The sequence below is a fragment of the Sphingomonas sp. ID0503 genome (genome assembly GCF_048565625.1).
Lineage (GTDB): Bacteria > Pseudomonadota > Alphaproteobacteria > Sphingomonadales > Sphingomonadaceae > JBLZUR01.
Genome location: NZ_JBLZUR010000002.1, coordinates 1,256,731 through 1,278,307, shown reverse-complemented (window position 1 = coordinate 1,278,307; position 21,577 = coordinate 1,256,731). Strand labels below are relative to the sequence as shown.

Below are 21,577 nucleotides of genomic sequence, written 5' to 3'. Positions count from 1 at the left end.
TTAGCGACCCAATCCGCGCTGGACCTGGAAGCCGGGGAACTGCGCCTGATCGGGCGTGTCCATCAGGATCAGACTGTCCTTGGTGCCGCCGCCCTGGCTCGAATTGACCACCAGCGACCCTTCCTTGAGCGCGACGCGGGTGAGGCCACCGGGCACGATCCGCACCCTGTCCGATCCGGTCAGCACGAAGGGGCGGAAGTCGACATGGCGCGGTGCCACGCCGCTTTCCACCAGGGTCGGCACCGTGGACAGCGCGAGCGTCGGCTGGGCGATGTAGCGATGCGGCTCGGCGATGAGCGCGGCGCGGAACTCCTCAATCTGCCCCCTGCTGGCGGTCGGGCCGACGAGCATGCCGTAGCCGCCGGAACCATCGACCAGCTTCACCACCAGCCTCTCGAGATTGTCGAGCGTATACTGCAGCGCCTGCGGCTCCCGGCAGCGATAGGTCTCGACATTCGGCAGCTTCGGCTCGCCGCCGGAATAATAACGCACGATCTCAGGCATGTAGCTGTAGATCGCCTTGTCGTCGGCGATGCCGGTGCCGGGCGCGTTCACCAGCGCGACGTTCCCCGCCAGATAGGCGGCGATCAGTCCGGGCACGCCCAGCATCGAATCGGGCCGGAAAACGAGCGGATCGATGAACTCGTCGTCGATCCGCCGGTAGATCACGTCCACCCGCACCGGACCCTCGATGGTCCGCATCCAGACGACGTCGTCGATGACCTCCAGGTCCGCCGCCTCGACCAGATCGATCCCCATCGCATCGGCGAGGAAGCTGTGTTCGTAAAAGGCGGAGTTGAAATGGCCGGGGGTGAGGAGAACGCAGACGGCGTCCTTGCCCTTGGCGCGCGGGCTGACCGACTGCATCGTCTCCAGCAGGCGATCGGGGTAGCTGTCGACCGCCGCCACCTCGAAGATCTCGAACAGCTCGGGACAAAGGCGCAGCATCGCCTCCCGGTTTTCCAGCATGTAGGAGACGCCGGAGGGAGTGCGGGCATTGTCCTCCAGCACGAAGAACTCGTCCGGGCCGGTGCGGACCAGGTCGATGCCGCAGATATGGGCGAAGATGCCATGCGGCGGTTTCGCGCCCGCCACTTGCGTCAGGAACTGCGGATTTCGAAGGATCAGCTCCTCCGGCACGATGCCGTCGGCGATGCAGCGGCGCGGGCCGTAGACGTCACGCATGAAGGCGTTGAGCGCCTCGACGCGCTGCACCAGCCCCTCGGACAAAGCGGTCCACTCGCGCGCTGTGAAGATGCGCGGGATGATGTCGAAGGGGATGATCCGCTCGGCGGATTCCTGCTCGCCATAGACGGCGAAGGTTATACCGAGCTGTCGGAACGCAGCCTCCGCAGCCTGTTGCCGGCGGTTGAGTTCGGACTGGGGCGTCGTCACCATCCACTCGGTCAGCGGAGCAAAACCGGCGCGCGGCTCTCCACCGGCGCTCTTCCCCCAGATTTCGTCGAAAGCCCCGCTCGCCGCCATATTCCTCCGCTCGGTTGCCATGAGACTGCAACGCTTTGCTGCACAGCACAAGAGATGTGCTGAACGACGGGTAACGGACGGGAACCGAAGCGGGTCCTTACGCTGATCCGAAACGCAAACCGCCGCAGCCCCTGCATGGGACCGCGGCGGCCGTTTACCCCCGGTAGAGCCGGTTTAGGCTACCTGGGCGACCTCGCCCTCTTCGGTCTCGCGCAGCACGTAGCCGCGACCCCAGACGGTCTCGATGTAGTTCTCGCCACCGCAGGCCAGCGACAGCTTCTTGCGCAGCTTGCAGATGAACACGTCGATGATCTTCAACTCGGGCTCGTCCATGCCGCCATAGAGGTGGTTCAGGAACATTTCCTTGGTGAGCGTCGTGCCCTTGCGGAGCGACAGCAGCTCCAGCATCGCGTATTCCTTGCCGGTCAGGTGGACGCGGTTGCCGTCCACTTCCACCGTCTTTGCGTCGAGGTTGACCGCCAGCTTGCCGGTGCGGATGACCGACTGGCTATGACCCTTCGAGCGGCGGACGACGGCGTGGATGCGGGCGACCAGCTCCTCGCGGTGGAAGGGCTTGGTGACGTAGTCGTCCGCGCCGAAGCCGAAGGAGCGGACCTTGGAGTCCATCTCGTTATTGCCGGACAGGATCAGGACGGGCGTCTGCACCTTGGCGACGCGCAGCTTCTTCAGGACGTCATAGCCGTGCATGTCCGGCAGGTTGAGGTCGAGAAGGATGATGTCGTAATCGTAGAGCTTGCCGAGGTCCAAGCCCTCTTCGCCCAGATCGGTCGTGTACGTGTTCAGCCCCTCGGTGGCGAGCATCAGCTCGATGCTCTTGGCGACAGTGGGTTCGTCTTCGATCAGCAGTACGCGCATGTCACAATTCCTTCATCCGCTCTGTGGATCGTCCAGACGGTCCCCTCGCCGGTCCCGGACACCTGTTAAGCGCCTTTGTGAACGCAAAAGGTTAACACCCACTTAAGTCAGATTACCAGCGTGATGCGTTGGCCTGTGCGTTCGTCTATGCGGCTATAATGCTTAACGAGCACATCCTGTTCATCGACGGCGAAGCAATTATCGTCGACAAGCCCGCCGGTCTCCCCGTCGATCCGAGTCGCGACGGGGCGCTGTCCGTCCATAACCATCTGGATTCGCTGCGAATGGGCTTCCAGCGCGTCCCCCTTCCGGTGCATCGTCTTGATCGCGACACATCCGGCTGCCTGCTCCTCGCGCGCAACCCCAAGGCGCATAAGAGATTTGGGCAGGCGTTCGAGGCTGGCGAGGTCGAGAAGCTTTATTGGGCGGTGCTGGACGGCGTACCGGGCGAAAGCGCGGGCGTAATCGACATGCCGCTCGCCAAGACCTCCACGCGGGAGGCGGGCTGGCGGATGGTGCCGGACGCGAAGGGCAAGAGCGCAGTGACGCGTTGGGAGGTGATCGCGACCAGCAACGGCCGCGCCCTCGTCGCCTTTCGCCCGGAGACCGGCCGCACCCACCAGCTCCGCGTCCATGCGGCGAGCGGTATCGGCGTGCCGATCGCGGGCGACCCCGTCTATGGACGCAAGGGCGGGCCGATGCTGCTCCATGCCCGCGCGCTCACCCTGCCGCGTGGGCCGAAGCCGCCGGTCGCCGCAACCGCCCCGCTACCGCAAAGCTTCCTGGCGGCAGGCTTTACCGATGCCGTCGCCTGACCGCTTCCCCATCCCCGAGGATGCGATCGAGGAGAAGTTCCTCGCCGCGACCGGACCCGGCGGGCAGAACGTCAACAAGGTGGCGACCGCCTGCCAGCTGCGCCTTGACGTGTTCGCGCTGCGCCTGCCGCCGCCAGTCTATACGCGGCTCCGGGTGCTCGCCGGATCGAAGATGACATCGGCCGGCGAGATCCTGATCACCGCCCGCCGCTTCCGCACGCGCGAGGCGAACCGCGAGGATGCGCGCGCCCGGCTGTCGGAACTGCTGGCGGCGGCTTTCGTCCGGCCTGAGCGGCGCATCGCGACCAAGCCCAGCCGGGCCGCCAAGTTGAAGCGGGTGGATGCCAAGGCGGCGCGGGGGGCTGTGAAGAAGGGTCGCGGACGGGTGGCGTTGGATTGAACCCGTGCTTCGACTTCGCTCAGCACGAACGTCATTCTATATCTAACCTCAACCATCCCCCGTTCGTGCTGAGCGAAGTCGAAGCACGGGCCACAAGCGAGACCCCATGTACCAGTTCGACATCACCGCCACCGACAAGGCCGCGCTCTACGCCGACCTCCGCTCAGCCCTCGACGCGCTGACCGCGGACGAGGCGGACGCGATCGCCAACATGGCAAACGCCGCCGCACTGCTCTGGGAATACCTGCCCGATCTCAACTGGGCCGGCTTCTACCGGATGGCGGGCGGCGAACTCGTCCTCGGCCCGTTCCAGGGCAAGGCGGCCTGCATCCGCATACCCCTCGGCAAGGGCGTGTGCGGCACCGCCGCCGCTACCCGCGAAACCCAGCTCGTCGAGGACGTCCATGCCTTTCCCGGCCACATCGCCTGCGACGCCGCCTCGCGGTCCGAGCTGGTCGTGCCGATCCTCGATGGCGAGCGGCTGATCGGCGTGCTCGACCTCGACAGCCCCGTGCCCGCCCGGTTTACACCGGATGATGCGGCAGGGTGCGAGGCGCTGATGGAGTTGCTCGCCTCGCGCCTTGGCTGACCAGCGGGAACTCCGCCAGGCCTATATCAGCCGATTTCGCTCTCCTGAACGACCGGTCTGCTCTCGCGCGTGCCCCGATAGCGCTCGTCGCCCGCCTCGATCACGACATGGTCGTCGTGGACCTCGGCCAGCGTGCCCATGAACGGCATACCAGCGAGGCTGCCGGTCACGCGATAGCTGACCATGTCGCCGACCTTGAAGGTGGCGGGATCGAAATTGAAGGTGAAGGGGCAGGCGTCTCCCGCCTCACCCTGACCCATACCAATCATAATCGGCTCCTCTTACGGCGATCATTCTACACCATGCGAAGTCGGTCGTCAGCATCACGTCAGCTGAGGCGATCCAGCGCTTCGTCGCTGAGACCGCCCGGCACGATCATCACCGGGCAAGACATCGTGCCCGCCGCCGAGCCCGCGAAGTAGCTGACAAGGGGGCCCGGCCCGCCGGTTTCCGACGCGCCGAGCACCAGTGCCGCCGTCTCGGGACGATTGGAGAGCAGCTCCCTCACAACCGCCACCGGCTCGCCGCCGCAGACGGTGATCTTCGGCTCGACCCCGCTTTCCTCGAAGAGGGCGCCCGCCGCCGCGACAACCAAGGCCTCCGCACGCAGCCTCGCCTCCTCCTCCATCGCCGCCTGGACGCCGCCCCAGGCGACGAACTCCTGTGGCGGGACGAGCGCCAGGATCTCCACCGCGCCGCCGGTCTTGATGGCGCGGCGAGCGGCGAAGCGCAGGGCAACCCGCGATTCGGGACTTTCGTCGATCACGACGAGATAGATGCGCACCCTTTAGGCCCTCCTGTTGACGGCGACCGTTATCCGAACGCACCCGCCTTGCAAGCGGGTGCGCGGGGTTGACCGACAGCGCTTTCCGTCCGAGACGGACGCCCTCAACAGTAACGAGGTCCCGATGCCCGTCGAGCTCAAGATGCCGGCGCTTTCCCCGACGATGGAGGAGGGCACGCTGTCCAAATGGCTTGTGAAGGAAGGGGACACGGTTGCGTCCGGCGATGTCCTGGCCGAGATCGAGACCGACAAGGCCACGATGGAGTTCGAGGCCGTCGATGAGGGCGTCGTCGCCAAGATCCTCGTTCCGGCCGGCACCGAGGGCGTGAAGGTCGGAGCGCCGATCGCGATCATCGCCGAAGAGGGCGAGGACGCGTCCGCTGCCGCCTCGTCCGAACCGAAGAAGACCGAGGCCAAGGCCGACGTGAAGGAAGAGAAGGCCGAAGCGCCGAAGTCTGAGGTTTCGAAGCAGGAAGCACCGGCCGCGAAGGCAGAGGCGAAGCCCGCCCCGGCGCCCGCATCCGCGGCAGACGATCGCGTGAAGGCCAGCCCGCTCGCGCGCCGCCTTGCCGAACAGTCAGGCATCGACCTCGCCGGGATCAGCGGATCGGGCCCGAACGGGCGCATCGTCAAGGCTGACCTGGACGGCGCGAAGCCCGCCACCAAGCCCGCCGCCGCCAAGTCCGAGACGTCCCCTGAATCCGCGAAGGCCGCGCCTGCCGCTGCCCCGGAGAAGGCGGCTGCACCCTCGGGCCTCGCACCCGAGACGGCCGACGTGCCTGCCGAGGCGATCAAGCTCAGCGGTATGCGCAAGACGATCGCGCGCCGCCTGACGGAATCCAAGCAGACCGTTCCGCACATTTACCTCACGGTCGATATCCGTCTCGACGCGCTGCTCAAGCTGCGGGGCGAGCTGAACAAGGGGCTCGAAGCACGCGGCGTGAAGCTGTCCGTCAACGACCTGCTGATCAAGGCGCAGGCCGCCGCCCTGATGGAGGTCCCCACCTGCAACGTGCAGTTCGCCGGCGACACTTTGTTCAAGTTCGGCCGCGCCGACATCTCGGTCGCGGTGTCGATCGAGGGTGGGCTGATCACTCCGATCATCCGCGATGCCAACAACAAGGGCGTGGCGAGGATCTCGACCGAGATGAAGGACCTTGCCGACCGCGCCAAGGCCGGCAAGCTGAAGCCGGAGGAGTATCAGGGCGGCACCGCCAGCATCTCCAACATGGGCATGTTCGGCATCAAGAATTTCGACGCGGTCATCAACCCGCCGCAGGCGATGATCCTGGCGATCGGCGCGGGCGAGAAGCGGCCCTATGTCGTGAATGATGAGCTGACCATCGCCACGATCATGTCCGCCACCGGAAGCTTCGACCATCGCGCCATCGACGGCGCGGACGGTGCCGCATTCATGGCCGCGTTCAAGCGCCTGGTGGAGAACCCGCTGGGGATGCTTGCTTGAGCGAAAGCGTGGCCGACGAGACTCCGCCGGACGACATCCCCGCCATTCGCGTGGTGGCGATGCCGGCGGACACCAATCCTTATGGCGACATCTTCGGCGGCTGGCTGATGAGCATGATGGACTCGGCGGCCGGTTCGGTGGCGGCGCAGGTCTCTGGCGGCCGCGCGGTGACGATCGCGGCGGACGGCATGACCTTCCTGCGGCCCGTGGCGGTGGGTGACGTCGTATCGGTCTACGCCCGCCTCGCCCAGACCGGCCGCAGCTCGATGAAGATCGCTGTCGAGGCCTGGCGCCGCCAGCGTTTCCAGCACGAGAGCCAGAAGGTGACGGCGGCGACGTTTACGTTCGTCGCCATCGACGACGAGGGCAAACCGAGGCCAGTTGGGGGATGAAGGAGCGAGCGGATCGAAAGCCCTCTTCCCCTGCGGGAGAGGGTTGGGAGAGGGATGGCGGTGACGTCGGCTCGATGCCGGCGGCAGCGCCAGAGGGGCGAGACGCTCGCTATCGCTCGCGACCCCTCTCCCCAACCCCTCTCCCACAAGGGGAGAGGGGCTTGCCGCCCGTATCGAAGGTGATGCGGAGCCGGGCCAAGTCTCTCCGCCACAACCAGACCGACGCCGAAACCGCGCTCTGGCACCTCCTCCGTTTCTGGAACAACGACATCCTCACCAATCCCGAGGGCGTGCTGACCAGCTTGCTCGCTGCGCTCGCAACCCCTCTCCCCGCAGGAGCATCCCATGGCTGACACCTACGACCTCATCGTCCTCGGCTCCGGCCCCGGCGGCTATGTCGGCGCGATCCGCGCGGCGCAGCTGGGCCTGAAGGTCGCGATCGTGGAGCGGGAGCGGCTGGGCGGGATCTGCCTCAACTGGGGCTGCATCCCGACGAAGGCGCTGCTCCGCTCCTCCGAGATCTATCACTACATGAGCAACGCTGCGTCCTACGGCCTGACGGTCGAGAAGGCGGGCGTCGATCTCGCCGCCGTCGTGAAGCGCAGCCGCGGGGTCGCCGACCAGCTGAACAACGGCGTCAAGGGCTTGATGAAGAAGCACAAGATCACCGTCTACGAGGGCGTCGGCAAGCTCACGGCCAAGGGCAAGCTCACAGTCACCGGCGATAAGCCCGCCGAACTGGAGGCCCCGCACATCATCCTTGCCACCGGCGCGCGCGCCCGCGAACTGCCCTTCGCCAAGGCTGACGGCGAACGCATCTGGACTTACCGCCACGCGATGACGCCGAAGGAGATGCCGACCAAGCTGCTGGTCATCGGCTCCGGCGCGATCGGATGCGAATTCGCAAGCTTCTACAGCGACATGGGTGCGGAAGTGACGATCGTCGAGATGCTCGATCAGATGCTGCCGGTCGAGGATCACGAGGTCGCCGCCTTCGTCACCAAGGCGTTCGGCAAGCAGGGCATGAAGATCCTGACCGGCACCGGCGTCAGCAAGATCGATGCGTCCAAGTCGGGCGTCAAGGCAACGATCAAGGCGAAGGACGGCAAGGAGACCGTCGAGGACTTCAGCCATGTCATCGTCGCGGTCGGCATCGTGCCGAACATCGAGGGTATCGGCCTCGACACCCTCAAGATCGGGCAGGACCAGCGCAACCACATCAAGGTCGACAGCTACGGCAAGACCAATGTCGAGGGCATCTGGGCCATCGGTGACGTGGTGGCCGGCCCCTGGCTCGCGCATAAGGCGATGCACGAGGGTGTCATCGCCGCCGAGGCGATCGCCGCCGCGCTCGGCAAATATGACGGCCATCTGCACGAGAACCGCACCGACAATATCGCCGGCTGCACCTATTCCCGCCCGCAGGTCGCATCCGTCGGCCTGACCGAGAAGAAGGCGAAGGAAGCCGGAGTCGAGATCAAGGTGGGCAAGTTCCCCTTCATCGGCAACGGCAAGGCGATCGCGCTTGGCGAGGCGGAAGGGTTCGTGAAGACGATCTTCGACGCGAAGACCGGCGAGCTGATCGGCGCACACATGGTCGGCGCGGAGGTGACCGAGCTGATCCAGGGCTATGTCGTCGGCCGTCAGCTGGAGACGACGGAGGCGGAGCTGATCGGCACCATCTTCCCGCACCCGACGCTCAGCGAGATGATGCACGAGAGCGTCCTCGCGTCCGAGGGGCGCCCGCTGCATATCTGACGGCCAATCCTTCGATACGCCGCTTCGACAGGCTCAGCGGCTACTCAGGACGAACGGTTTTCCTTAAAGGTCCGTTCGTCCTGAGTAGGCACTGAGCGAAGTCGAAGTGCCGTATCGAAGGAGCCCGCCTACCCCCCGGTCACACTCATATGCCGCGCAACCGCCGGTGCCTTTGCCGCGATGTCGAAGTCGTGCCGGAGCGGCTTGCCCGCAAGGAGGCGGTCGAGCGCCGCGTCGATCCCCGCCCCGCCTTCGCTCCGCAGCACCTCGCGCAACTCGACCTTTTGGTCGTGGCCCAAACAGCCATAGACGGTGCCCGTCGCGGCGATGCGGATGCGGTTGCACCCGGCGCAGAAGTTCTCGGTCAGCGGGGTGATGAAGCCGAGCCGCCGCCCGGTCTCCGCCACCTCGAAGTAGCGCGCAGGTCCGCCTGTCCGGTAGAGCGTCGGGATCAGCGTGAAACGCGCGGCAAGCGCTTCCTTGACCACGCCGAGCGACAGGTGCCGGGCGTAGCGATCATCCTCGATCTCGCCGAGCGGCATCGCCTCGATCAGCGAGAGGTCCATGCCCCCCGCACCGCACCAGACGAGCATGTCGGCGATCTCGTCGTCGTTGATGCCCGCCAGCGGCACCATGTTGATCTTGATCGCCATCCCCGCCTCGCGCGCCGCCTCGATCCCGGCGAGCACCTTGGCGAGGTCCCCGCCCCGCGTGATCTCCGCGAAACGCGCGGGGTCGCGGCTGTCGAGGCTGACGTTGATGCGCCGCACGCCGCCTGCGAACAGGCTCTCAGCCATGCCGCCAAGCTGGGTGCCGTTGGTGGTGAGAGTGACCTCCTCCAGCCCTTCGCCGCGCAGCCCGTCCAATCCGCGCACCAGATCGAGGACACCGCGCCGGACCAGCGGCTCCCCCCCGGTCAGCCGGATCCTCCGCACGCCGCGTGCGACCAGGGCACGGCCGAGCACCAGCATCTCATCGATCGTCAGCAGTGCGCGGCGCGGCGCGAACACCATGTTCTCGCCCATGCAATAGCGGCAGCGCAGATCGCAGCGGTCGGTGACCGACAGGCGCACATAGTCGATCCTGCGGCCGAAGCCGTCGATCAGGGGATTGCGTGCCGTCATCCGCCAGAAAGTAATGCGCCTGCCGGAAAGGGCAATCGGCAGGTTAGAAGCGCAACACCTCCACACGTGCGCCCTCGGACAGTGCCGGCGTTCCCGGCCTTTGCCGGATCACCGCATTGCTGAGCGCCAGCGCCGCCTGTGCGCCTGAATCCTGATTGGCCACCGGCCGCACACGCCCGCGATCCAGCCGCCCGCGCGCGAACGTCTCACGCGTGTCGCAGGGGGGCAGCGCGCCATCGAGCGTCGCCTGCTCCCATTGCGCCGCATCTTCCGCCTGCCTGCCGCCCAGTCGGAGCAGCATCGGCACGAGCAACAGCCGCGCCGTCACGAGTGCGGAGCCGGGATTGCCGGGGAGGCCGATCACCACCCGCCCCTTGGTGCGTCCCGCCCAGACCGGCTTGCCCGGCCGCATCGCCACGCCGCTAAAGGCAAGTTCGAGCTCGTGCTCGACCACAGCCGCCTTGGCGAAATCCTTCTCGCCGACCGAAGCTCCCCCGGTCATCACCAGCACATCCGCCGTCTCCAGCGCCTCGCCCGCTGCCGCAGCGATCGCCGCGAGTTCGTCGCCGATCCGCGCCGCGCCTTGGACCACGGCTCCCCAAGCATCAGAGAGGGCAGCAATGCCGATGGAGACGCTCTCGGGAATCATCGTGTTGTTCGCCGCTGCCTGACCCGGCGCGGTCAGTTCGTCACCCGTGGTCACGATCCGAACGCGCGGCCGGCGGTGCACGATCACTTCCCCGGCATCGCACCCGGCGGCCAAGATCAGCGCGCCCGCGTCAAGGACGGTCCCCGGCCCCAGCATCTCCGTCCCTGATCCGAAATCAGAGGCCCTCTGCCTGATCCACGAGTTCGTCCCGAACACATCGGAAAGCGCCGCCCGTTCCCCGTCGCACGCGACGATCTCCTGTACCAGCACGCGCCCGGCACCCGACGGCACCATCGCGCCGGTGAAGATGCGCACCGCCTGACCGGCCTTCACCGATCCGGTGAACGGCACACCCGGATAGCTCGCGCCGATCACCTGCCACGGCCCGGTCTCGCCATCGCGAACCGCATAGCCGTCCATCATCGAAACGTCGGCGCGCGGGCTGTCGATCGCCGCCACCACCGGCTCGGCCAGCACGCGCCCGCGCGCAGCCCCGATCGCGATCCGCTCCGCACCCAGCGGCTCCGCCAGCGCGACAGCCCGGTCGAACGCCTCGTCAAAGGAAATCACGCTCGCCAGCTGCCCGACTTTCCGCCCTCCTTGGCGGTGACGGTGACGCCGCCGATCACCATCGACCGATCGACCGCCTTCAGCATGTCGAACAGCGTCAGGCAGGCGACCGACACGGCGGTTAGCGCCTCCATCTCCACACCGGTCACCCCGTTGGTCCGCACCTCCGCCGTGACCGCAAAACCGGGCATCGCCTCATCCGCCATGATCGTCACCACCGCCTTGGTGAGCGGCAGGGGGTGGCAGAGCGGGATCAGGTCCGCCGTCCGCTTCGCCCCCATCACCCCGGCCAGCTCGGCGGTGGCGATCACCGCTCCCTTCGGCGTCGTCCCATCGCGCACCATCGCCAGCGTTTCGGTCTTGCAGGTAACGAAGCCGGCCGCCGCCGCACGCCGCGCCGTCACCGCCTTCTCGGTCACGTCCACCATGCGGGCGCGGCCTTCGGCGTCGATATGGGTCGGGCCGCTCACTTCCTCAGCCTCGGTATGTGGATGACGATCGAACACGGCTTGGTCCGGCTGTCGAACTCCTTCCCCAGCACCAGGTCCCAGGCGTCGCGGCAGGCGCCTGTCGATCCGGGCAGGCAGAAGATGAAGGTGCCGTTCTCCGTCTGCCCGGCGAAAGCGCGCGACTGGAGGGTGGCGACACCGACGGTGCCGAGGCTCGCCTGATGGAAGACGACGGAAAACCCGTCCATCTCGCGCCGAAACAGCGGGCGAATCGCCTCGGGCGTGACATCGCGGTCGCTGAACCCTGTCCCCCCCGTTGTCAGGATGATGTCGACCGCCGGATCGTCGATCCACGGCCCCACGGCCACGCGGATCATGTCGACGTCATCCGGCACGATCGCGCGGTCGACGAGGACATGACCGGCCGCCTCGATCCGATCGGCCAGCAGCGCGCCCGAGGTATCGGTAGCCGCGTCGCGCGTGTCCGAAACGGTCAGTATCGCGATATGCAACGGGACTGCTGCCACTTCATCCATCCGACCACCTCACACCCTGCCGCGATCCGCGCAAGTGCCGCAGAACGCACGACTTGTTTCCGAAGGTTTCACCGTTTTGCAATGCAGCATAAGCTATGGTATATGAGTCGTTAACGAAACAGGACGGTTTTCCGCGATTGGTTCGAGGGAGTGAGCGTTATGAAGGGTATTCTCCTAGGCGCTGCAACATCCGCACTTGCGTTTGCCGCGCCCGCGTCTGCGATCGATTCCTCTGTTTCCAAGAGCTTGCTTCAGGCTGCGGCGGCCGGTATCGGCGACCAGATGCTTCCCGCAACCCCGGTGCTGGCGCTGATCCTCTTCACGATCGTCGCTTTGGCGAGCCGCACGCGCACGGGCTCCAGCTACCCCTCGGCGATCTAAATCCTGCTTCCGTCATGCCAGCGCAGGCTGGCATCGCCATCTCCTGAGCGACCCCAGCCTTCGCTGGGGTGACGAATGCGGGTGAATCACCGCCGCCCCTCCAGCCGATTGTACCGCTTGAGGATGGTGCGGAGCGGATCCTGGGGCAGGCCGTATACCGTGTATCCGTTCGCGCCCGTCATGGTCTGCGCGGCGATCAGCGCATTCACCACCGCCTCTTCGGTCGCCTCGACCGTGCCTTGGAACAGCGGGTCGATCGTGAAGTTCGCCAGCGACGCGACGGGATCGGGTGTCCGCGCTTCCGGGTGGTTCACCTTGGCCGGCGTGGTGGTGAAGGCGACGATCAGGTCGCCCGAACCGCTACCCGCATAGGAGCCGAGCCGCGCCAGCCCCATCGCCGCCCGCTTCGCCACGCGATCCAACTGCACCGGCATCAGCGGCGCGTCGGTCGCGACGACGATGATGATCGATCCCGAATCGCGCGGCTTGGTACCGGCACTGCCGTCCGCCTCGCATTTCGGCATCTTGTCGGGCGGCGACAGCTTCAGGTCGTAGCACGGCAGCCAACGCTGCCCCAGCGCGCGACCCACCGGCACGCCGGCGATGCGCAGAACGTCGCGGTCGCCGGTATTGCACTGCACGAGCACGCCGACGGTGTAGCTCCTTCCGTCCACCGTGACCCGGCGGGAGGAGGTGCCGATCCCGCCCTTGAAGCCGAAGCACTGCATGCCGGTGCCGCCGCCGACATTGCCCTCTTCGACCGGCCCGCCCTTGGCGAGGTCGATGGCGACCATCGCGGTGTCGGAGTTGACGTGGAAGCCGGCCATGTCGTTCAGATCGCCGTCCCAGGTCTCGGCCACCACCGGCCAGGCGGCGGTCCCGGTCTGCAGCTGGGTCCATTCCTGGATGCCGGCATAGACCTGCCCCACCGCATTGGTGTTGGTGATACCGATCGGTCCGGAGATGATCCCGAAGTCGGCAAGATAGGCCGATCCGGTCATCTCGCCATTGCCGTTCAGGTCGAATTGCCCGCCATAGACCGGCTGCTGGTTCACCTTGCCACGCGGAAAAACGACAGTGACGCCAGTGCGGATCGGCCCCTGCCCCACCACCAGCGGCCCCTCTCCGGACACGAGCGTGACCTGCCCCACCTCAACCCCGCCCACGTCGGTGATCGCGTTGTTCAGCCCCGGCGTTCCCTCGAACGGAATGCCGATCTCCCGCGCACGCGGACGCGGCGGCGCGGGCGGCTGCGGCTGGGCTGTGACGGTGATCACCGGGCCGGCGGGCGGGGCCGGTGCGGCGGCCTGAAGGAGGGCGGCGAGGAGCGCGATCATACGCCCTTTCTGCTTTGCGCTCCCGCCCGCGTCCAGAGTTCAGCTTCCAAAACACATTCCCGTCCGTTCGGGCTGAGCTTGTCGAAGCCCAAGTGAGACGGTGAACTCTGGCGCTTCGACAAGCTCAGCCCGAACGGCCGGAAGGTTCGACATCTGTCCATCGCCGACGCAAGCCGCTAAAGCCGCTCGCGCATGAACAAGCGCATCCTCCTCGTCATCGGCGGCGGCATCGCGGCCTATAAGGCGAGCGAACTCGTCCGCCTGATCCGCAAGGGAGGCGGCAGCGTCCGCTGCGTGCTGACCGAAGGCGCGCAGCATTTCGTGACGCCCATGACCCTCGCCGCGCTTAGCGAGCAGCCGGTCCACACCAGCCTCTGGGATCTGAAGGACGAGGTCGAGATGGGGCATATCCAGCTCAGCCGGCAGGCCGACCTCATCGTCGTCGCGCCAGCGACAGCGGACCTGATGGCCAAGATGGCGGCCGGCATCGCCGACGATCTCGCCACCACCCTCCTCCTCGCCACCGACAAGCCGGTGTTGGCGGCCCCCGCGATGAACGTGCGGATGTGGCGGCATCCTGCGACGCAGGCGAATGTCGCAACTTTGCGGTCCCGCGGCGTGACGGTGATGGAGCCGGATGAGGGGCCGATGGCCTGCGGCGAGTACGGCCCGGGCCGGTTGCCGGAGCCGCAAGCGATTTTCGACGCCATCAACACTCACCCGTTCCTCCTGAGCGAAGTCGAAGGACGGGGAACCAGCGGCCCACTTGCATCCCATGCTTCGACTTCGCTCAGCACGAGCGGTGCGCTTCACGGAAAGCACATCCTCGTCACGGCAGGCCCAACCCACGAGCCGATCGACCCTGTCCGCTACATCGCCAACCGATCGTCCGGCAAACAGGGATTCGCCATCGCCGCAGCGCTCGCCGAGCGGGGTGCCAGGGTCACGCTGGTCGCCGGCCCCGTCGCGCTCCCCACCCCCGCCGGCGTGACCCGCGTCGATGTCGAGACTGCGCGCGAGATGGCCGACGCTGTCCGATCGGCCCTCCCGGCTGACGCCGCGATCATGGCGGCCGCCGTCTCCGACTGGGCGGTCGATGCCGCACCGCAGAAGCTGAAGAAGGGCGATGGCCCGCCCGAACTGGCCCTCTCCAAAAACCCCGACATTCTTGCCGATCTCTCCCGCGACCCGCGCCGCCCGGCCCTCGTCATCGGCTTTGCCGCAGAGACGCAGCACCTCGAGGCGGAGGCGCAGGCCAAGCTCGCGCGCAAGGGCTGCGACGCGATCGTCGCCAACGATGTCTCGGGGGACGTCATGGGCGGCGACGAGAACACCGTGGTGCTGGTAACCAAAGACGGCCTCGATCGCTGGCCGAAGCTGTCGAAGGCGGAGGTCGCCTCTCGACTGGCCGATTGGGTGGCGGGGAAACTTTCATGAGTGCAGTCATCACCCCAGCGGAAGCTGGGGTCGCTTCGAACGCAGGCGCTTATATCACAACGATCCTGGCCTCCGCTGGGATGACGGACAGGTTCGCATGACCATCACGATCCAGCTCAAGCGCCTCCCCCATGGCGAAGGCCTTCCCCTCCCCGCCTACGCGACCGCGCACGCCGCCGGCATGGATATCGTCGCGGCCGAGGACGTGACCCTTGCCCCCGGCGCGCGTCATGCGGTCGCCACCGGCTTCGCCATCGCCATCCCGGAGGGTTACGAGGTGCAGGTCCGCCCGCGCTCCGGCCTCGCGCTGAAACACGGCATTACCTGCCTCAACACGCCCGGCACCATCGACGCGGATTATCGTGGCGAGGTGAAGGTCATCCTCGCAAACCTCGGCTCCGAACCCTTCGAGGTGGTGCGCGGCGAACGCATCGCACAGCTTGTCCCGGCTGCTGTCACGGCGGCGAGCTTCGCCGAGGTGGCGGAGTTGAGCGAGACCTTGCGCGGCGAAGGTGGCTTCGGCTCGACCGGCCGGTGAGCTTCTCCTCAGCCCCGTTCGCACTGAGCCTGTCGAAGCGCCAGCGCTGGCCCTTTGACAGGCTCAGGGCGAACGGCCTTGAGGGAGCTACGCGGGTGAAGAGCGCGTGACCCTCACCGACACCCAGCTCGAACGCTATGCCCGCCACATCATCCTGAAGGAGATTGGCGGCGCGGGACAGCAGACTCTGCTCAGCGCCACCGTCGCGGTCATCGGCGCGGGCGGCATCGGCTCGCCCGTCATCCAATATCTCGCGGCGGCCGGGATCGGCACGCTCCGGGTGATAGACGATGACCATGTCTCGCTGTCGAACCTGCAGCGGCAGACGCTGTTCACCACCCGAGACGTGGACACCCGCAAGGTCGTCGTGGCGGCGAACGCGGTGCAGCGCCTCAACCCCGATGTCAGCTTCCATCCGATCGACAGCCGGCTGACTGCCGCCAACGCGCAGGAAATCCTCAGCGGCGCGGACGTGATCGTCGACGGCTGCGACAACTTCGCCACTCGCCTCGCGGTATCGGACGCCGCGACCGCGCTGCGCATCCCGCTCGTCTCGGCAGCTGTGGGTCAGTTCGACGGCCAGCTTGCCGTCTATCGCGGCTGGGAGAAGCGGTCGCCCTGCTACCGCTGCCTGGTCGGCGACGATCCCGACCGGCCCGATGTCAGCTGCGCCGATCAGGGTGTGATGGGCGCGCTGACTGGCGTGCTCGGCAGCCTCGCCGCGCTGGAGGCGATCCGCGCCATCGTGCCCTTCGGCGACGATGTGGCCGGCAAGCTCCTCCTCATCGACGCCCTCGCCTTCCGCTTTCGCACCATCACCCTGCCGAAGGATTCCGCCTGCCGGTGCGCGGCATGACGGGCCTCGCGATCATCGTCGCAACTGCGGACCCCGCCCGTTTCCACGCCGCCCTCTCGATCGCGGCGGCGAATGCGGCACTGGGCGGCCGGACGCGGGTCTATCTCCATGCCGATGCGGTGGCGTTAGCGGCAGCACCCGCCTCGCCGGACGACGCGCGCTACGAAGCGGCCGGGCTGCCGACGCTCGCACAGCTTCTCGCCGACGCGCTCGATCTCGGGGTGACGCTCCTCGCCTGCCAGACCGGCCTGGCGCTGTCCGGCGTGATCCTCCCCGACCACATCGAAGCCGGCGGCCTCGTCAGCTTCCTCGGCGACCTCGGCGAGGACCGGCTCCTCGCCCTCTAGGTCAGGACAAATAGAAGTCGATCGTCGTCACCACCCGCACCTTCTGGAACGGCGAGTCGGAGCCGGAGCCCGCATTCTCCCCGTCGCGCGCGCCGATCGAGAAGTAACCCTGTGTCGCGGACTTGATCGCCCCGACACGCGCCCCCGAATCCTTGGCAAACTGCTCCGCCGCCGCCCGCGCGTCGCGCGTCGCCGCCGCGATCATCGCCGGCTTGATCGTGTTGAGCTTGGTGAAGCTGTAGGTGATGCCCGATCCGTCCTCCAGCGCGACGCCCTGACGCACCAAAGCCGCCTGCTCGGCGAAGGCCTTGCGCGCCTGCATCACCTTGGGCGTGCGCAGCTGCAGCTTCTGGCGGATGGTGATGTTCAGCCCGCCATTGTTGTCACGGTATTGGTTCACCCCCACGCTCGCCACCGACACCTGGCCCGCCGCAAAGCCGTTGGCCTTCAGCATGGCGAGGATCGCGGCCGTGTTCCTATCGATCTGCGCCTGCAGACTGGCAAGATCGCCGCCGGTCGCCGAGTAAGCGAGGTTCCAGGTGGCGAGGTCGGCCGTGACGTCCCGCTCGGCCAGTCCGCGCATCGTCACCGAGCGTTCCGCCTGCTTCATACGGACGAGGCCGTTGCCCATCAGATAGCCGCCGATCACCAACCCGATCGCCAGGATCGCGGCGGCGATGATCCGCCCGGTGCCGTTCCTCTCCACTCTCTTCTCCGTATCAGCCGAAGATCAGCGCCCAGGTGATGAGCACCAGTCCCGCTGTCGCCACCATGAACGCGAGGGTCCGTACCTTCGGCACGCCGGCGGCGTAGAGCGGCAGGTAGATCAGCCGCGCCCAGAAATAGAGATGCGCGCCGACCAGCGTCTTCCACCCGAAATGCCCCGCCGCGAACGCGCCCAACAAGGCGGCGGCGAACAGCGGGAACGTCTCGAACAGGTTGGCCTGCGCACGCAGCAGCCGCGCCGGCAGCGGGTTCAGTGCCGGCATCTCAGCATCGCGCGGCCCCATGTTCCAGGTGACGCCATATTGCTTCGTCCGCGCGTTCGCCGCCCAGAAGATGTTGACCAGCGCCAGCACGATCGTCGCGCCCAGCAGGATGAATTCGGTCTGCATGTTCTGTCCTCCCCCTCTGTCCTACCTGTGTCACGAAAGCCACTCTAGCATCGCTCGCGCCCGGCACCACATGGCCGTGCCGACAACAAGGAGACAGACCCATGACCACGCGCACCGCCACCGCCCGCTACGACGGCCTCGGCAAGGACGGAAAGGGCCATATCTCCAGCCCCTCCGGTGTGCTCGACGACACACCCTACGGCTTCGGCACGCGCTTTGGCGATGAGAAGGGCACCAATCCCGAGGAACTCGTCGCCGCCGCGCATTCCAGCTGCTTCACCATGGCCTTGTCCTTCGCGCTCGCGGGCGCTGGCTATTCGGACGGCACGCTCGAAACCACCGCCAAGGTGACGCTCGAAAAGGACGGCGAGGGCTTCACGGTCACCCGCTCCGATCTCACCCTCACCGCCTCGGTGCCCGGTATCGATGCCGACACGTTTGCCGAGATCGCGGCTGGCGCCAAGGCGAACTGCCCGATCTCCAAGCTGCTGAACGCCGAGATCACCCTCACGCATACCCTCAGCTGAATCGCGCAACGGGGCAGGCCGAGAAATTGACCTGTCCCACTTTGCGACTCGGTCGGCGCGTGTTAGCGTCACCGCCCCCTCCTAAAGGAGAGCGGCCGACGATGTTGCCTTGTGCGCACATGGACGTTCGAGCCGACGGACCCCCAGGCCCGTGTCCCCGGCCTGCAACCTGCGCAACCTCAGGCGATGATGTCCGGGATCATCGCGTCTTCCAGCACCGCGATCTCGTCTTTCAGCTGCAGCTTGCGCTTCTTCAGCCGCTGAAGCTGGAGTTGGTCCGCCACCGCCCGCTCGCGCAGCGCCTCGATCGCGGCGTCCAGATCGCGGTGCTCCTGACGCAGCAGTTCGAGTCGCGGTCCGATCTCGTCAGGATCCATTCGCCCTTATTCCCCGTGGCCTGTGCGGATCGTTACGTCGCGCGTGCGAAACGCTCAAGCGCTCAGCGCGAAAAAGCGCGCGCCGTCCGTCGCGGTCGACCCTCTGCCGGTCGCCATCTGCTTGGCCGCCGCATGCCGATCCTGTCTGTTCACACCGTCAACCCAGAGAGAAGGAGACTGACTATGGAGACGTCCCACCTGACTGCCCTCAGGAACAAGCATGCCGGCCTGGACGCCCGCCTGTCTGACGAGGCGCGCCGGCCCTTCCCGGACAGCACTGTGGTCGCACGTCTCAAGAAGGAAAAGCTCCAGCTGAAGCAGGAAATCGCCGGCCTTCAGTGACTTAGTCGAACCGCAGGCCCGGCCGCCGGATGTTCACCACGGTCGGGCCCATCGGGGCCGCGCGCGGCCCGCCGGTCGCCAGTGGCTTGCGGGTCAGCTTCGGGTCGATGTCGATGTCGAAGGCGACGCCGAACTTGCCCGGCGCGGACCAGGCGACCTTGCCGCCGACCCAGCCGATGCCGCGCAACTCCAGCGCCACGCGCTCCTCGCGCGCGAACGGGTTCGGGCACTCGACCAGCACCCCGCCATTCGAGATGTTGCGCACGCGGACCGAGAGCGTCTCGCCGTTCGCGTCTCGCCGCAGCGTCGCCATCAGGAACATCGAATCCCGCGCGCCTCGCTTTCGCAGCACCGCGAAGGCATCGTCATCATCGTTGTCGTTTACGAGTTCGCTCATCTTCCACGCCCGGCCCAGCACGACGGATCGGGATGTTATCCACGCCAAATGTCAGCAATCGGTTAAGCGTCTGACGACCATCGTCCGCTGAAAACACTTCCAATGTAGGAAAAGTTTTGAAAGAGCCGCTTCTGGCTCTTTGGATAGTTTAGAATCGACCCTCGCGTGCGCACAGGCGCGCCCGCCCACGCGTTGAGGGAAGACCTTTGAGACTTTCCGCCCGAAAGCGGACCGGATCTATTCCTCGCGGGAGACCTTCTCGTTCCGCTCGTGACGCTCCTGCGCCTCGACGGTCATCGTCGCGATCGGACGCGCTTCGAGGCGTGCCAGGGAGATCGGCTCGCCCGTCACCTCGCAATAGCCGTATTCGCCCTCCTCGATCCGGCGAAGCGCGGCGTCGATCTTGGAGATGAGCTTGCGCTGGCGGTCGCGGGTGCGCAGTTCGATGGACCAGTCGGTCTCGCTCGACGCACGATCCGTAAGATCCGGCTGGAGAAGCGAGTCGTTCTGAAGCTGGCTCAACGTGCCCTGAGCCTCCAGGAGGATCGACTCCTTCCAAGCGAGCAGCTTGGCCCGAAAATAGCGCTGCTGGCGCTCGTTCATGAAGTCTTCGTCGGCGGACGGGCGATACACCTCGCCGCCGGACAGGTCGGATTTGAACGCTACCGTGGTCGCCATCGCGCACTCTCCCGCTCTTCGCGCGGACTTCCGCGCGGTCGCCCCGCGGGCGCTATAGCGATGGCGTGGTGGGCGCACAAGCGGGCTGATTTGGGTCAGCCCATGGCAACTTGTGGATAAGAAAGCGCCTTTCCTCCGGTCGGGAAGGAAAGGCGCCTGGGAATCAGGTCGGTTTTAGCTCGGGTTCGCCGGCGTCGACGTGCTCGCCGATGCCGCACCGGCGGCCGCGTCAAGCTGCGCTGCGGTCATGCCGATGACCGGGCCGTTATCGCCCATCGCGAAGGCGGATTTAGGCAGCTTGGCCTTGGTCTTTGCGGTGGCCACGGTGACGAGGTCACCCTCGACCGCCTCGATCTTGCCGACCTCTGCATTCTGCGGGCCGTAGATCGTCGCGCCGACGTTCAGCGCCAGCGGCTTGGCGGCGGCACCTGCGGCGGCGTCCAGCTCGGCCTTGGTCATCGCGATCATCGGTCCGGTCTTGCCGGCCGCGAAGGAATTCGTCGGAAGCTTCACCTTGTTGGTGCCGGTCGAAACGACGGCGCCGGACGCGTCGACACTCTCGATCGTGCCGACTTCGCCACCCTTGGTGTCATAAACCTTGCCGCCAGCGGCAAGCTGGGGCTGACCGGCCGCGGCGGTAGGCGCAGGGTTGGCGGCAGGAGCCGACTGGGTGGGGGCCGCGGTTGGCGCCGGCATGGGGGTCTGCGCAAAGGCCGGTGCCGCCGGAAGCGCCAGGGCCGCGCCAATCATCAGGAACTTGCGATCGAACTTCATCAGGCTCTCCTGTGGCTGTGTACGGATAATCACGGCGTCATCCACGCAGGATAGGGCGGAATGTTCCGTATCTTTGGTCGGATCGTGACGTGTCCGGGACGAATGGACCGTCACGCGGCGATGATGAGCTTCTCGATCTGGTCGACCGGATGGCTGGTCAGGTCCTTCGCCAACTCGCCGTTCAAACGCTGTTCCACCTCGAGGTGGTAATGCTTGCGCAACTCACCCAGGGTCTTCGGCGGCGCGACGATGATCAGGTTCTCGAAGTCGTTCGCCAGGGCGCGCTTCTTCAACAGCTCGGCCGCATGTGCCGCGAAGCGATCTTCCTCCAGCTGCTGAAAGTCGGTCTGCTCGATCGCGCTGCGCGACTGTCCCTGCGGCGAGGACGCCTGCCCGGCTGCATCGGTGCGCTGTTCGCGGCTGCGCAGGTCCTGGTGCTCCTCCGCGCTTTCCACCTGCAGGTTCGGGTACTCACTGTCGCCCTGGTTGCGGAAGAACAGCATCTTCTTCCCGTCGGCGACGAGGACGAGGCTGTTGTGCGGAACCTGCATGACGCTCTCCTTTGGATTTGGCAGGTCA

30 protein-coding genes are annotated in these 21,577 nt (G+C 66.6%); 14 read left to right on the top strand and 16 right to left on the bottom strand.

The window, feature by feature from the left end:
• Both ACM608_RS07160 and ctrA read right to left on the bottom strand, forming a co-directional pair.
• Nucleotides 1-1,485 (bottom strand): circularly permuted type 2 ATP-grasp protein, encoded by a 1,485-nt coding sequence (locus ACM608_RS07160; protein WP_419682556.1) that lies wholly within the window; start codon nucleotides 1,483-1,485, stop codon nucleotides 1-3.
• 174 nt (nucleotides 1,486-1,659) lie between these two features.
• Entirely contained in the window at nucleotides 1,660-2,361 is a 702-nt protein-coding gene (gene ctrA / locus ACM608_RS07155) for a response regulator transcription factor CtrA (RefSeq protein ID WP_419682555.1), read from the bottom strand.
• Between the two features lie 158 nt (nucleotides 2,362-2,519).
• On the opposite strand from ctrA, the gene ACM608_RS07150 reads away from it, so the two are divergent.
• The 3 genes from ACM608_RS07150 to ACM608_RS07140 all read left to right on the top strand — a co-directional run bounded on the left by ACM608_RS07150 (nucleotide 2,520) and on the right by ACM608_RS07140 (nucleotide 4,165).
• Nucleotides 2,520-3,176: an RluA family pseudouridine synthase gene (locus tag ACM608_RS07150; protein WP_419682554.1), complete on the top strand. Its 657-nt coding sequence runs from the start codon at nucleotides 2,520-2,522 to the stop codon at nucleotides 3,174-3,176.
• Nucleotides 3,163-3,576, top strand: a complete 414-nt coding sequence (gene arfB, locus ACM608_RS07145; RefSeq protein ID WP_419682553.1) for an alternative ribosome rescue aminoacyl-tRNA hydrolase ArfB — start codon at nucleotides 3,163-3,165, stop codon at nucleotides 3,574-3,576. The genes ACM608_RS07150 and arfB overlap by 14 nt, the downstream gene beginning before the upstream one ends.
• A gap of 106 nt (nucleotides 3,577-3,682) precedes the next feature.
• Complete coding sequence (locus tag ACM608_RS07140) at nucleotides 3,683-4,165, top strand: GAF domain-containing protein (RefSeq protein ID WP_419682552.1); 483 nt, start codon at nucleotides 3,683-3,685, stop codon at nucleotides 4,163-4,165.
• 26 nt (nucleotides 4,166-4,191) lie between these two features.
• Here ACM608_RS07140 and ACM608_RS07135 read toward each other — a convergent pair whose 3' ends face one another.
• On the bottom strand, nucleotides 4,192-4,434 hold the full coding sequence (locus tag ACM608_RS07135) for a hypothetical protein (protein WP_419682551.1): 243 nt from the start codon (nucleotides 4,432-4,434) through the stop codon (nucleotides 4,192-4,194).
• A gap of 59 nt (nucleotides 4,435-4,493) precedes the next feature.
• Entirely contained in the window at nucleotides 4,494-4,949 is a 456-nt protein-coding gene (locus ACM608_RS07130) for a universal stress protein (RefSeq protein WP_419682550.1), read from the bottom strand.
• A gap of 124 nt (nucleotides 4,950-5,073) precedes the next feature.
• Here ACM608_RS07130 and ACM608_RS07125 point away from each other — a divergent pair, with 124 nt between their 5' ends.
• The 4 genes from ACM608_RS07125 (at nucleotide 5,074) to lpdA (ending at nucleotide 8,564) form a co-directional block, all read left to right on the top strand.
• Nucleotides 5,074-6,414, top strand: a complete 1,341-nt coding sequence (locus ACM608_RS07125) for a pyruvate dehydrogenase complex dihydrolipoamide acetyltransferase (protein ID WP_419682549.1) — start codon at nucleotides 5,074-5,076, stop codon at nucleotides 6,412-6,414.
• A gap of 59 nt (nucleotides 6,415-6,473) precedes the next feature.
• On the top strand, nucleotides 6,474-6,806 hold the full coding sequence (locus ACM608_RS07120) for an acyl-CoA thioesterase (RefSeq protein ID WP_419685126.1): 333 nt from the start codon (nucleotides 6,474-6,476) through the stop codon (nucleotides 6,804-6,806).
• Between the two features lie 161 nt (nucleotides 6,807-6,967).
• Nucleotides 6,968-7,159 (top strand): hypothetical protein, encoded by a 192-nt coding sequence (locus ACM608_RS07115; RefSeq protein ID WP_419682548.1) that lies wholly within the window; start codon nucleotides 6,968-6,970, stop codon nucleotides 7,157-7,159.
• Entirely contained in the window at nucleotides 7,152-8,564 is a 1,413-nt protein-coding gene (gene lpdA, locus ACM608_RS07110) for a dihydrolipoyl dehydrogenase (RefSeq protein ID WP_419682547.1), read from the top strand. Before ACM608_RS07115 ends, lpdA begins: the two co-directional genes overlap by 8 nt.
• Nucleotides 8,565-8,692: 128 nt before the next feature.
• On the opposite strand, the gene moaA is transcribed toward lpdA, so the two are convergent.
• From moaA to moaB, 4 genes are read right to left on the bottom strand one after another with little or no spacing between them, the layout of a single operon-like run.
• The gene (moaA, locus tag ACM608_RS07105; protein WP_419682546.1) at nucleotides 8,693-9,688 is read right to left on the bottom strand and encodes a GTP 3',8-cyclase MoaA; all 996 of its coding nucleotides are present in this window, start codon (nucleotides 9,686-9,688) and stop codon (nucleotides 8,693-8,695) included.
• A 43-nt stretch (nucleotides 9,689-9,731) separates the two neighbouring features.
• A complete protein-coding gene (locus ACM608_RS07100) occupies nucleotides 9,732-10,907 on the bottom strand; it encodes a molybdopterin molybdotransferase MoeA (protein WP_419682545.1) in 1,176 nt (391 codons plus the stop codon).
• Entirely contained in the window at nucleotides 10,904-11,377 is a 474-nt protein-coding gene (moaC, locus tag ACM608_RS07095) for a cyclic pyranopterin monophosphate synthase MoaC (protein WP_419682544.1), read from the bottom strand. Before moaC ends, ACM608_RS07100 begins: the two co-directional genes overlap by 4 nt.
• Complete coding sequence (moaB, locus tag ACM608_RS07090; RefSeq protein ID WP_419682543.1) at nucleotides 11,374-11,892, bottom strand: molybdenum cofactor biosynthesis protein B; 519 nt, start codon at nucleotides 11,890-11,892, stop codon at nucleotides 11,374-11,376. Before moaB ends, moaC begins: the two co-directional genes overlap by 4 nt.
• 159 nt (nucleotides 11,893-12,051) lie before the next feature.
• Here moaB and ACM608_RS07085 point away from each other — a divergent pair, with 159 nt between their 5' ends.
• Complete coding sequence (locus ACM608_RS07085; RefSeq protein WP_419682542.1) at nucleotides 12,052-12,273, top strand: hypothetical protein; 222 nt, start codon at nucleotides 12,052-12,054, stop codon at nucleotides 12,271-12,273.
• An 86-nt stretch (nucleotides 12,274-12,359) separates the two neighbouring features.
• Here ACM608_RS07085 and ACM608_RS07080 read toward each other — a convergent pair whose 3' ends face one another.
• The gene (locus ACM608_RS07080) at nucleotides 12,360-13,610 is read right to left on the bottom strand and encodes a P1 family peptidase (protein ID WP_419682541.1); all 1,251 of its coding nucleotides are present in this window, start codon (nucleotides 13,608-13,610) and stop codon (nucleotides 12,360-12,362) included.
• Between the two features lie 192 nt (nucleotides 13,611-13,802).
• Here ACM608_RS07080 and ACM608_RS07075 point away from each other — a divergent pair, with 192 nt between their 5' ends.
• The 4 genes from ACM608_RS07075 to ACM608_RS07060 all read left to right on the top strand — a co-directional run bounded on the left by ACM608_RS07075 (nucleotide 13,803) and on the right by ACM608_RS07060 (nucleotide 16,788).
• The gene (locus ACM608_RS07075) at nucleotides 13,803-15,047 is read left to right on the top strand and encodes a bifunctional phosphopantothenoylcysteine decarboxylase/phosphopantothenate synthase (protein WP_419682540.1); all 1,245 of its coding nucleotides are present in this window, start codon (nucleotides 13,803-13,805) and stop codon (nucleotides 15,045-15,047) included.
• Nucleotides 15,048-15,144: 97 nt separating this feature from the next.
• Nucleotides 15,145-15,585 (top strand): dUTP diphosphatase, encoded by a 441-nt coding sequence (gene dut / locus ACM608_RS07070; protein ID WP_419682539.1) that lies wholly within the window; start codon nucleotides 15,145-15,147, stop codon nucleotides 15,583-15,585.
• Nucleotides 15,586-15,691: 106 nt separating this feature from the next.
• The gene (locus ACM608_RS07065) at nucleotides 15,692-16,441 is read left to right on the top strand and encodes a HesA/MoeB/ThiF family protein (RefSeq protein ID WP_419682538.1); all 750 of its coding nucleotides are present in this window, start codon (nucleotides 15,692-15,694) and stop codon (nucleotides 16,439-16,441) included.
• Entirely contained in the window at nucleotides 16,438-16,788 is a 351-nt protein-coding gene (locus tag ACM608_RS07060; RefSeq protein WP_419685125.1) for a peroxiredoxin, read from the top strand. The genes ACM608_RS07065 and ACM608_RS07060 overlap by 4 nt, the downstream gene beginning before the upstream one ends.
• A gap of 1 nt (nucleotide 16,789) precedes the next feature.
• Here ACM608_RS07060 and ACM608_RS07055 read toward each other — a convergent pair whose 3' ends face one another.
• Nucleotides 16,790-17,419: an SIMPL domain-containing protein gene (locus tag ACM608_RS07055; RefSeq protein ID WP_419685124.1), complete on the bottom strand. Its 630-nt coding sequence runs from the start codon at nucleotides 17,417-17,419 to the stop codon at nucleotides 16,790-16,792.
• Between the two features lie 88 nt (nucleotides 17,420-17,507).
• Nucleotides 17,508-17,903 (bottom strand): MAPEG family protein, encoded by a 396-nt coding sequence (locus tag ACM608_RS07050; protein WP_419682537.1) that lies wholly within the window; start codon nucleotides 17,901-17,903, stop codon nucleotides 17,508-17,510.
• Between the two features lie 101 nt (nucleotides 17,904-18,004).
• On the opposite strand from ACM608_RS07050, the gene ACM608_RS07045 reads away from it, so the two are divergent.
• A complete protein-coding gene (locus ACM608_RS07045) occupies nucleotides 18,005-18,430 on the top strand; it encodes an OsmC family protein (RefSeq protein ID WP_419682536.1) in 426 nt (141 codons plus the stop codon).
• A 179-nt stretch (nucleotides 18,431-18,609) separates the two neighbouring features.
• Here ACM608_RS07045 and ACM608_RS07040 read toward each other — a convergent pair whose 3' ends face one another.
• Nucleotides 18,610-18,807, bottom strand: a complete 198-nt coding sequence (locus ACM608_RS07040; RefSeq protein WP_419682535.1) for a YdcH family protein — start codon at nucleotides 18,805-18,807, stop codon at nucleotides 18,610-18,612.
• A 183-nt stretch (nucleotides 18,808-18,990) separates the two neighbouring features.
• Between ACM608_RS07040 and ACM608_RS07035 the strand changes: the two genes are divergently transcribed.
• Nucleotides 18,991-19,149 carry a YdcH family protein gene (locus ACM608_RS07035; RefSeq protein ID WP_419682534.1) on the top strand — a complete coding sequence of 53 codons (159 nt, stop codon included), beginning with the start codon at nucleotides 18,991-18,993 and terminating at the stop codon, nucleotides 19,147-19,149.
• A 1-nt stretch (nucleotide 19,150) separates the two neighbouring features.
• Here ACM608_RS07035 and ACM608_RS07030 read toward each other — a convergent pair whose 3' ends face one another.
• From ACM608_RS07030 to ACM608_RS07015, 4 genes are all read right to left on the bottom strand, one after another.
• Nucleotides 19,151-19,546, bottom strand: a complete 396-nt coding sequence (locus ACM608_RS07030) for a PilZ domain-containing protein (protein WP_419682533.1) — start codon at nucleotides 19,544-19,546, stop codon at nucleotides 19,151-19,153.
• Nucleotides 19,547-19,783: 237 nt separating this feature from the next.
• On the bottom strand, nucleotides 19,784-20,224 hold the full coding sequence (dksA, locus tag ACM608_RS07025; RefSeq protein WP_419682532.1) for an RNA polymerase-binding protein DksA: 441 nt from the start codon (nucleotides 20,222-20,224) through the stop codon (nucleotides 19,784-19,786).
• 174 nt (nucleotides 20,225-20,398) lie between these two features.
• Nucleotides 20,399-20,998: a hypothetical protein gene (locus tag ACM608_RS07020; RefSeq protein WP_419682531.1), complete on the bottom strand. Its 600-nt coding sequence runs from the start codon at nucleotides 20,996-20,998 to the stop codon at nucleotides 20,399-20,401.
• A 110-nt stretch (nucleotides 20,999-21,108) separates the two neighbouring features.
• The gene (locus tag ACM608_RS07015; protein ID WP_419682530.1) at nucleotides 21,109-21,549 is read right to left on the bottom strand and encodes a host attachment family protein; all 441 of its coding nucleotides are present in this window, start codon (nucleotides 21,547-21,549) and stop codon (nucleotides 21,109-21,111) included.
• Between the last annotated feature and the right edge of the window lie 28 nt (nucleotides 21,550-21,577).

Coding starts and splice junctions, on each gene's coding strand:
- ACM608_RS07150 (WP_419682554.1), top strand. CDS start 2,520: ATGCTTAACGAGCACATCCTGTTCATCGACGGCGAAGCAATTATCGTC.
- ACM608_RS07085 (WP_419682542.1), top strand. CDS start 12,052: ATGAAGGGTATTCTCCTAGGCGCTGCAACATCCGCACTTGCGTTTGCC.
- dut (WP_419682539.1), top strand. CDS start 15,145: ATGACCATCACGATCCAGCTCAAGCGCCTCCCCCATGGCGAAGGCCTT.
- ACM608_RS07080 (WP_419682541.1), bottom strand. CDS start 13,610: ATGATCGCGCTCCTCGCCGCCCTCCTTCAGGCCGCCGCACCGGCCCCG.
- ACM608_RS07060 (WP_419685125.1), top strand. CDS start 16,438: ATGACGGGCCTCGCGATCATCGTCGCAACTGCGGACCCCGCCCGTTTC.
- ACM608_RS07035 (WP_419682534.1), top strand. CDS start 18,991: ATGGAGACGTCCCACCTGACTGCCCTCAGGAACAAGCATGCCGGCCTG.
- arfB (WP_419682553.1), top strand. CDS start 3,163: ATGCCGTCGCCTGACCGCTTCCCCATCCCCGAGGATGCGATCGAGGAG.
- ACM608_RS07040 (WP_419682535.1), bottom strand. CDS start 18,807: ATGGATCCTGACGAGATCGGACCGCGACTCGAACTGCTGCGTCAGGAG.
- dksA (WP_419682532.1), bottom strand. CDS start 20,224: ATGGCGACCACGGTAGCGTTCAAATCCGACCTGTCCGGCGGCGAGGTG.
- ACM608_RS07125 (WP_419682549.1), top strand. CDS start 5,074: ATGCCCGTCGAGCTCAAGATGCCGGCGCTTTCCCCGACGATGGAGGAG.
- moaA (WP_419682546.1), bottom strand. CDS start 9,688: ATGACGGCACGCAATCCCCTGATCGACGGCTTCGGCCGCAGGATCGAC.
- ACM608_RS07045 (WP_419682536.1), top strand. CDS start 18,005: ATGACCACGCGCACCGCCACCGCCCGCTACGACGGCCTCGGCAAGGAC.
- ACM608_RS07135 (WP_419682551.1), bottom strand. CDS start 4,434: ATGATTGGTATGGGTCAGGGTGAGGCGGGAGACGCCTGCCCCTTCACC.
- ACM608_RS07160 (WP_419682556.1), bottom strand. CDS start 1,485: ATGGCGGCGAGCGGGGCTTTCGACGAAATCTGGGGGAAGAGCGCCGGT.
- ACM608_RS07020 (WP_419682531.1), bottom strand. CDS start 20,998: ATGAAGTTCGATCGCAAGTTCCTGATGATTGGCGCGGCCCTGGCGCTT.
- ACM608_RS07050 (WP_419682537.1), bottom strand. CDS start 17,903: ATGCAGACCGAATTCATCCTGCTGGGCGCGACGATCGTGCTGGCGCTG.
- ACM608_RS07075 (WP_419682540.1), top strand. CDS start 13,803: ATGAACAAGCGCATCCTCCTCGTCATCGGCGGCGGCATCGCGGCCTAT.
- ACM608_RS07015 (WP_419682530.1), bottom strand. CDS start 21,549: ATGCAGGTTCCGCACAACAGCCTCGTCCTCGTCGCCGACGGGAAGAAG.
- ACM608_RS07140 (WP_419682552.1), top strand. CDS start 3,683: ATGTACCAGTTCGACATCACCGCCACCGACAAGGCCGCGCTCTACGCC.
- moaB (WP_419682543.1), bottom strand. CDS start 11,892: ATGGATGAAGTGGCAGCAGTCCCGTTGCATATCGCGATACTGACCGTT.
- ACM608_RS07120 (WP_419685126.1), top strand. CDS start 6,474: ATGCCGGCGGACACCAATCCTTATGGCGACATCTTCGGCGGCTGGCTG.
- ACM608_RS07030 (WP_419682533.1), bottom strand. CDS start 19,546: ATGAGCGAACTCGTAAACGACAACGATGATGACGATGCCTTCGCGGTG.
- ctrA (WP_419682555.1), bottom strand. CDS start 2,361: ATGCGCGTACTGCTGATCGAAGACGAACCCACTGTCGCCAAGAGCATC.
- ACM608_RS07055 (WP_419685124.1), bottom strand. CDS start 17,419: ATGGGCAACGGCCTCGTCCGTATGAAGCAGGCGGAACGCTCGGTGACG.
- lpdA (WP_419682547.1), top strand. CDS start 7,152: ATGGCTGACACCTACGACCTCATCGTCCTCGGCTCCGGCCCCGGCGGC.